This window comes from Chloroflexota bacterium (genome assembly GCA_016235055.1).
Classification (GTDB): Bacteria; Chloroflexota; Anaerolineae; order JACRMK01; family JACRMK01; genus JACRMK01.
The window spans coordinates 21445-29749 of the sequence record JACRMK010000100.1; the positions used below are offsets into that span (position 1 = coordinate 21445).

The 8305-nt window shown below is 66.4% G+C and carries 7 protein-coding genes; all 7 read right to left on the reverse strand.

Translation table 11 applies throughout. The features are described from left to right. Positions 1 to 142 precede the first annotated feature (142 nt). On the reverse strand, positions 143 to 1399 hold the full coding sequence (locus HZB53_22680; GenBank protein MBI5880467.1) for an MFS transporter: 1257 nt from the start codon (positions 1397 to 1399) through the stop codon (positions 143 to 145). 269 nt (positions 1400 to 1668) lie between these two features. Next, positions 1669 to 2664: a nicotinate phosphoribosyltransferase gene (locus tag HZB53_22685; protein ID MBI5880468.1), complete on the reverse strand. Its 996-nt coding sequence runs from the start codon at positions 2662 to 2664 to the stop codon at positions 1669 to 1671. Between the two features lie 257 nt (positions 2665 to 2921). After that, complete coding sequence (trpS, locus tag HZB53_22690; protein MBI5880469.1) at positions 2922 to 3902, reverse strand: tryptophan--tRNA ligase; 981 nt, start codon at positions 3900 to 3902, stop codon at positions 2922 to 2924. Positions 3903 to 4296: 394 nt separating this feature from the next. Next, positions 4297 to 4458, reverse strand: coding sequence for a hypothetical protein (locus HZB53_22695; protein ID MBI5880470.1), 162 nt, complete (start codon positions 4456 to 4458; stop codon positions 4297 to 4299). A gap of 93 nt (positions 4459 to 4551) precedes the next feature. Further along, a complete protein-coding gene (locus HZB53_22700) occupies positions 4552 to 5544 on the reverse strand; it encodes an alcohol dehydrogenase catalytic domain-containing protein (GenBank protein MBI5880471.1) in 993 nt (330 codons plus the stop codon). Positions 5545 to 5637: 93 nt separating this feature from the next. Further along, positions 5638 to 6654, reverse strand: coding sequence for a succinylglutamate desuccinylase/aspartoacylase family protein (locus HZB53_22705; protein MBI5880472.1), 1017 nt, complete (start codon positions 6652 to 6654; stop codon positions 5638 to 5640). Positions 6655 to 6698: 44 nt separating this feature from the next. Further along, positions 6699 to 7865, reverse strand: coding sequence for a galactonate dehydratase (gene dgoD, locus HZB53_22710; protein MBI5880473.1), 1167 nt, complete (start codon positions 7863 to 7865; stop codon positions 6699 to 6701). Between the last annotated feature and the right edge of the window lie 440 nt (positions 7866 to 8305).

Genomic DNA, 8305 nt, shown 5'->3' on the forward strand with positions numbered 1-8305 from the left:
GGCCGCGACCTGCTATGCCCACTTGCTTCCATCGCACGGTCTATCGCCCCATCAACACAAGCATTCCTGTTCGGCGTGCCCACCATGCGCAATCCGCATTATATTGGCAAAGTTATTATAGGCTCGCTCTTGATTTGTGACCTTATGTGCGCAACCGCCACCACGCGTCGGCCATATAGAACGCCACGGCCGAGATGAGCGCGGCCCCGGCCAGCGTCCAGAAGACCGGCAGATAGCCGTGGAACGCCGTATACATCAGGCCCGCGCCCAGCGGGCCGGCGGCGCGCGCCAGCGTCGTGAACAGCCCAACCCACCCGCTGATCGTGCCGTAGTTGGCCGGGCCGAAGTACTCGGCCAGCGACGACGCGCGCACCAGCGTGGACATGCCGTTGGCCATGCCGAAAAACGCGACGAATAGCAGCACACCGGTCAGGTCGCTCGTCAGTGCCAGCAGCACCACCGCGCCACCCTGCATCAGCGCGATGGTGACCATGACCGCGCGGCGCGGCAGGAAGCGCATCAGCGGCGCAAAGAACAGCCGCCCTGGTATCTGCATGAACCCGATCAGCCCGACCGACAGTGCGGCGAAATCGCTCGGATAGCCTTTCTCCAGCAAATACGGGATCAGGTGAACGCTCAAGGTGATCGATGCGAGCGTGGTCAGCACCAGCGCGACGGCCAGCGACCAGAACGTCGCGCTCTGCAGCGCCTCGGAGGCCGTCACGCTCGGTGCATGCGCAGCCGTGGGCTTGCCCGGCGCGGCGGGCGGCGGCACGCCGTCGCCGTCGGGCCGCAGCCCGAGGTCGGCGGGACGGCGGCGCAGGATAAACGCGTGCGGTGCGATGGTCAGCACGCCGAGCACGAGCGACAGCGTCAGCAACGCCATGCGCCAGCCCTGCTGCTGGATGATCCAGTTGTTGAGCGGGTTGAAGATGGTGCTGGCCAGCCCGGCGAACAGCGTCAGGATCGTCATGGCCCGGCTGCGGTGGCGCGCAAACCATTGCGCCAGCACGGTGAACGCCGGATCGTACAGGATCGCCGCCATCGTCAGGCCGAGCGCGGCCCAGATGGCATAGAAGGCCGGCAGGCTGTTGATCTGCGAGAGCAGCGCCAGCAGGACGGTCGCGGCGATGGAGCCGGCGGTCATCAGCCCGCGCGAGCCGTGCCGGTCGAGGAAGCGCCCGACCGGAATCGCGGCGAGGCCGGAGATCAGCAGCGCCAGCGAGAATGCGCCGGTCGTCTCCGCGCGCGTCCACTGGAACTCCTTTTCAATCGATGGCAGAAAGACGGAAAATCCGTAGTAGACGATGCCCCACGAAACGGTCTCGGTCAGCGACAGCGCGCCGAGGATCGCCCAGCCATGATAGAACGTGCGGCGCGCGGGATTGAACGGCTTCATGCTGTCCCTGTGCCGACAGAGCGCAAGCAGGTGTCGCGAATTGCATGCGTTGCCCCACCCCCTGACCCCCTCCCCGCTGCGCGGGGAGGGGGAAACAAGCAAAGGGTATTGGCGCGGCGGCTTTGCCGCCGCGCCAATACCCAATACCCGCTTCCCCTTCTCCCCCGCCATGCGGGGGAGAAGGGGTCAGGGGATGAGGGGGCGCATATCACGCCCGTGCTGAACCCAGAGGCTCGTGATGAGGGGGACATAGGTAACGTGAGTTGGCACTAACCGTTGAGCGTGATACGCCGCAGGCGCGGCGTGTCGGACAGGCCGGGGATGCGGCCGCGCTTGGCGACCGGCTGCCCGTCGATCTCTTTGATGTCACCGGTGAAGTCGATGGCGGGCGCGCCGCTGATCGCGCTCCCGACGCCGTAGCCGTCAATCGGCGCGCCCTGCGACTTAAGGAGCAGGACGCGCGCCAGATCGAGTCCGCCGCTGACGAAGAGCTTGACGCGGCGGTGCCCGGCCTGATCGAGACGCGCGCGCACCTCTTTGACCAGCTCGGGCGTCACACGCCCGCGCTCCGACGGCGTGTCGAGCCGCACGCCCCACAGCCGCTCGCCCATCGCGGCGGCGATGCGCAGCGCTTCCTCGGCCTCGTCCTTGAACGTGTCGACCAGCACGATGCGCGGCACGTCGGCGCCCATCGCGGCGTCGAATGCGCGCGCGGCGTCGAGCGTGTCGCCCATCAGCAGTACCAGTGCGTGCGGCATAGTGCCGGCGGCGGCCTTGCCGGCCAGCGCCGCGCCGGCCGGCGTCGCGCTGGTTGCACAGCCGCCGATGATCGCGGCGTACTCCATGCGCGCCGAGACGTCGGGGTGCACGTGGCGCGCGCCAAACATGGTGACGGGCGCGGGCGCGGCCGCGTCCACGATCGCGCGGGCGGCGGTCGCCCAGCCGCTCTCGCTGGCGAGGATGCCGAGCATCGCTGTCTCGTACAGACCGTAGGCGGCGTACGGCGCGCGGATGCGCAGCACGACCTCGCGCGCGGCGATCGGCTCGCCTTCCAGCAGCGACCAGATTTCGGCGCCGGCCGGCAGCACGCGGCGCAACAGCGCGTGCACCTCGTCCATGCCGCACAGCAGGCCGGCGCGGCCGGCGAAGATCTCCATGACGGCGACGGCGTCGCGGCCGGCGGCGCGCAGCGTGTCAAGTGCGCGCGCGAAGTAGATGTCGGCGCGCGCCGGGTCGAGCGCGCGGCTGATGTCGGGTTCGGTCATAATGGTTCCTTCCTTTGCCGTAGCAGGCGCGATGCGCCATACGGTGCTTATACCGCAAAACAGCGCGCGCGTCTAGCAGTCTGTCGGAGAGGCAGTCTTTTTGACCGCATCTTGTGGTTTGGAGATCGTTTCTGGCGCTGCGACCACAAAATGCAGTCCTCTCCGACAGGCTGCTAGAGGCAAATAGACCCTTCGGATCTTGGAAATCCGAAGGGTCTGAAAGGCGCATTGCGATGCGCCCCGGCGGTAGTGTCCGTTCAGCGCAGCCCCATCGCCACCTGCATGTCGCGCAGCGTCTTGTCGGCGATGGCGGCGCACGCCTCGGCGTTCTGGCGCAGGATGCCGTCGAGCGTGGCCGGGTCGCTTGTCAATTCCGCGAAGCGCGCCTGCACCGGCTTCAGCCCTTCGATCACGACCTCGGCCAGTTCCTTCTTCAGGTCGCCGTAGCCCTTGCCAGCGAAATGCGCTTCGATCTGCGCGCGGCTCTGGCCCGAGAACAGCTCGTAGATCGTCAGCAGGTTGGTGACGCCCGGCCGCGACTCATCGAAGACAATCGAGCGCTGCGAGTCGGTCGTCGCGCGCGCGAACTTCTTACGGATCATGTCCGGCGAGTCCAGCAGCAGGACCGCTGAATTCGGGTCATCATCGCTCTTCGACATCTTCCTGGTCGGCTCCGACAGGCTCATGACGCGCCCGCCCACCGGCGGGATCATCGGCTCCGGCAGGGTGAACACGTCGCCGAAGCGCGCGTTGAACGACTGCGCGATGTCGCGCGTCAGCTCGACGTGCTGCTTCTGGTCCTCGCCGACCGGCACGTAGTGCGCGTGGTAGAGCAGGATGTCCCCGGCCATCAGCACCGGGTAGTCGAGCAGGCCGGTGTAGACGCTCTGCTGCTTCTGTGCCTTGTCCTTGTACTGCGTCATGCGCTCCAGCCAGCCAATCGGCGTGACGCAGTTCAGCAGCCAGGCCGCCTCGCTGTGCGCGGCGACGTGCGACTGCACGAAGATGCGGCAGTGCTCCTGCGTCAGCCCCACGGCGAACAGCATCGCCGCCATGTTGCGGATATTTTGCCGCAGCTCGGCCGGGTCCTGCGGCACGGTGAGCGCGTGCAGGTCCACGACGCAGTAGACGTTATCGAACTTCTCCTGGTCGCGGACCCAGTTCTTCATCGCGCCCAGGTAGTTGCCGATATGGCTGTTGCCGGTGGGCTGGATGCCGCTGAATGTGCGTTTTTTCATCGCTCAACCTCGCTGTGAGATAAAATCCCAAATCCCAACTTCCAAATCCCAAACAAACCGACGTGCGTATAGGGGCAGACCTGCGTGTCTGCCCGGCTGCGCCCCTCGCGCGGAAAACAAAAAACGCCCGCGTCCAAACAGGGACGAGAGCGCTCGTGGTGCCACCCGAATTCGCGGAAACGCACTGCGTCTCCGCCTCCGGCCCGGTAACGGCGGGCGACCGTGTTGGATACTGGCGCCGTGTGGCGCGTTGTCCGTCAGGCTCGCAGATCCATTCGCGTCGCGCTCCGCCGCCGCGCTTGCACCACTTCGGCGGCTCTCTGGGGCGGGCATCGGACGCTACTTCTCCTGCTCAATGCCGATAGGGGAAAGATAACATAAGTGGGGCAGAGCGTCAAATCGCGCGGCGACAGAAACGGTCGAAGATGCCCTGCATGTCCGCGAGCGGCGCGATGACCGCCGTTGCACTGAACGGGCGGTGTATGCCGACCGGCGGCGTCGCGTCGCGCACGGCGACGCCGAAGCCGGTATGCGGGAATTTCACGGACGTTGTCACGTGTGGCTCCTGATGTGGGGACGCGGTAGGGGCCGACCTGCGTGTCGGCCCGGCGGGCGCACATAGGTGTGCCCCTACCAGTCGGTCTGATCGTTACGGAATCAACAACACCTTGGCGACGCCGCCCGGCTCGTCGATCAGCCGATCGAACCAGCGGCCGCCGTCGGCCAGCGGCGCTTCGACGATCCACGGGTCGAGCCGGATCGCGCCGCGCGCCAGCCAGTCCAGCCCCTCGGCGAAGTTGGCCGGCGAGTAGGCGAACGAGCCGCGTAGGACGACCTCGCGGCGGATCACGTCGCCGAAGTTCAGCGCGCTCTGCTCCTCGTGCAGGCCGGTGAGAATGACCGTGCCGCCTGCGCGCGCGGCGGTCACTGCTTGCTGGCGCGTTACGCCGGCGCCGACGGCGTCTACCGACACGGCCGGCCCGCGGTTGCCGGTCGCGCCGCGCACGGTCTTGACCACGTCGCTGTCGCGCGCGTTGAGCGGTTCGCCGCCCAGTTCCTCGGCCATGGCCAGGCGCTGCGGCTCGAGATCGCTGATGAAGATGCGCCCCGCGCCACGCGCGCGCAGGGCTTGCAAGGCCAGCAGGCCGATTGGCCCCGCGCCGACGATCAGCACGGTTTCGCCGGCGACGGGACCGGCCAGCTCAGCCATGCGCACGGCAACGGCGACCGGCTCCGTCAGCGCGCCAGTGCGTGCCGTCACGCCGGCCGGCAGCGGCACGACGTTCTCGGCCGGCGTGGTGACGTACTCGGCATACGCGCCGGGGCGGTGCGCGCCGAGCAGCTTGCGCCGCGCGCACAGGTGGTTCAGGCCCTGCTTGCAGTAGTCGCACTGGCCGCAGTACGACAGTGGATTGACGGTCACGGCCTGTCCGGTGAAGAGTGCCGGGTTGCGCGCCGTCGCGCCGTCGCCGAGCGCGGCGATCTCGCCGGCAAACTCGTGGCCCATGACGAGCGGCGGCACGCGCAAGGCGTTATGCCCCAGATAGCCGCCCAGTTCCGACCCGCAGATGCCGGCGTATGTGACTTTGACGAGGACTTCTCCCGCGGCGGGCGCAGGCACGGCCTGCTCGCGCATCGCCATCGCGCGCGGCGCTTCCCAGACGAGTGCTTTCACAGATCGTTCCTTTCGGGCGAAGCATCGATCGACCTGTGCAGGCCGATCGATGCTTCGCCCCTACATTTTGTGTTCCTGCCCGATGACGAGCATCGTGTTGCCCTTCAGCACCGGCGCCTGGAACGGCTGCAGCATGACGTAACCATCGCGTGGCGCGGTGACCGCAATGGGCGGGCTGTCCACCATTTCGAAGTCGTATAGCCGCCCGACGAGGTCGCCCTGCTTGACCGGCGCGCCGACATCGAGCACCGGCTCGAAGTAGCCGCTGATCGGCGCGGGCACGTACTCGTCGAGATGGATCGCCGAAACGAGCCGCGGCGGGTTCGGCCGGTTGGGGGCGATGCGCTCGATCGCGCCGCCGAGCATGCCGTAGTGACGCATCACGTTCTTGATGCCCTCGTAGGCGTGGCGCACGCCGTCGAGCGAGACCGCGGCGGAGTGGCCGAACTCGCCGCCGATGGTGACCTTGCCCATCGCCTCGGCCTGGTCGGTGAGCAAGCCGCTCGCCATCTCGCTGGAGTAGATGAACACGAACGGTGTGTCGAATAGGCTGGCGACGGTGGACATCTCGGCAAGCTGCTTCGGATCGCTGACCATGTGGAACGAAGTGCAGAGCGCGAAGCGGTTGCCGGTGCCCGCCGCGTGTACGTCGATCACGACGTTGACGCGCGGCAGGACGTGGGTCGTCACGAAGTGGGCGATGCGGTAGGTGATGCTGCCCTTCGGGTTGCCGGGGAACGCGCGGTTCATGTTCACGCCGTCAATCGGCGACGGGCGCATGCCGGCGACGCACGCAGGCTGGTTGTGGCGCGGCATCAGGATGATCTGCCCGCTGATCTGCGCCGGGTCGAGGTCGTGCATCAACCGCCAGACCGAGACTTGTCCCTCGTACTCGTTGCCGTGCGTGCCGCCGAAACAGGCCATGCTCTGCGCGCGCGGCCCGGCCGTGCCGTTGACGACGCACAGCGGCACCATCGCGTAGCCCCAGGTGCCGTCGAGGTGGAACGCCACCTCGTAGAACTGCTTGCCCGGCTTGTCGAAGTCGATCGTGCCTGGGTCGTAAATGATTTGTGTCATATTGGCTCCCGGCTAGCAACTAGTCACTAGCAACTAGCGACTAGCTACCAGTCCGCCACCGAACCGTCGTCGTAGAAGAAGCGCTGCTCGGCTTCAATCTTGAACGGATGCTTGGCCGCTTCCTTTTCGTTGATCTCGACGCCGAGGCCCGGGCGCGTGGGTGGCATGATGTAGCCGTTCTGTACGTCGATCGGCGCGTCGAGCACCTCGTTGCGCCACGGCACGTCGCTGGTGATCGCTTCCTGGATCATCCAGTTCGGCGTGGAGAACGCGAAATGCACCGCCACGGCCAGCGCCAGCGGGCCGTTCGGGTTGTGCGGCGCGACGCCGATCGAGTGCGATTCGGCCATCGCGGCGATCTTGCGCGCTTCCCACAATCCGCCGCAGTGCGACAGGTCGGGCTGGATGATGTGGCAGGCGCGGCGCTCGAAGATCTCGCGGAACTGGTGCCGCCCGACGAGCCGCTCGCCGGTCGCGATCGGGATGCGCGACTTGCGCGTCACCTCGGCGGTCGCCTCGACGTCTTCCGTCGGGCACGGCTCCTCGAAGAACAGCAGGCCGTACGGCTCGAAGGCGTGGCAGTACTGCACGGCCATCGCCGGCGACGGGCAGCGCGCGTGCAGGTCGACCATCAGGTCCATGTCGGGGCCGACCGCCTCGCGCACGGCGCGCACCAGGCTCTCGGCGTGGCGCACCGCGCGCGTGCCCTCGACCCAGCCGGTGCGCGGCACGGCCATGAACTTGATCGCGTCGTAGCCCATCGCCTTGACCTGCAGAGCGCGCTCGGCGAACTGCTGCGGCTCGCTGCTTTCGTACATGCTCGTCATCGCGCCGCCGCCGAGGTGGTTATACACGCGCACGCGGTCGCGCACGCGCCCGCCGAGCAGTTCGTAGGCCGGCACGTTCAGCCATTTGCCCTTGATGTCCCACAGCGCCTGCTCGATGCCGCTGATCGCGCTCATGCCCTCGATGCCGACCTTCCAGAAATACTGGCGGTACATGATGTTGTAGAGGTGCTCGATGCGGCGCGGGTCTTCGCCGATGATGAAGCGGCTGACGTCCTCGACCGCGCCGACGACGCTCTGCGTCTTCCATTCGAGGGTCGCCTCGCCCCAGCCGAGCAGTCCGGCCTGGTCGGTCTCGACCTTGACGAAGATCCAGTTGCGCATGTTGGCGTTGACGACGATGGTGGATACTTTGGTGATTTTCATGGCACGTCCTTTTGATAAGAATTCCAACCGCAGAGAGCGCAAAGAGCGCAAAGAAAACCGAACCACAACCCCTACCGCAAAGAACGCAAAGCGCGCAAAGAAAACCGAACGACCTCTAACCGCAGAGAGCGCAAAGCGCGCAAAGAAAACCGAACCACAACCCCTACCGCAGAGAACGCAGAGAGCGCAGAGAAAACCGAACGACCTCTAACCGCAAAGAACGCAAAGCGCGCAAAGAAAACCGAACCACAACCCCTACCGCAGAGAACGCAGAGAGCGCAGAGAAAACCGAACGACCTCTAACCGCAGAGAGCGCAAAGAGCGCAAAGAAAACCGAACCACAACCCCTACCGCAGAGAACGCAGAGAGCGCAGAGAAAACCGAACGACCTCTAACCGCAAAGAACGCAAAGCGCGCAAAGAAAACCGGACCACAACCCC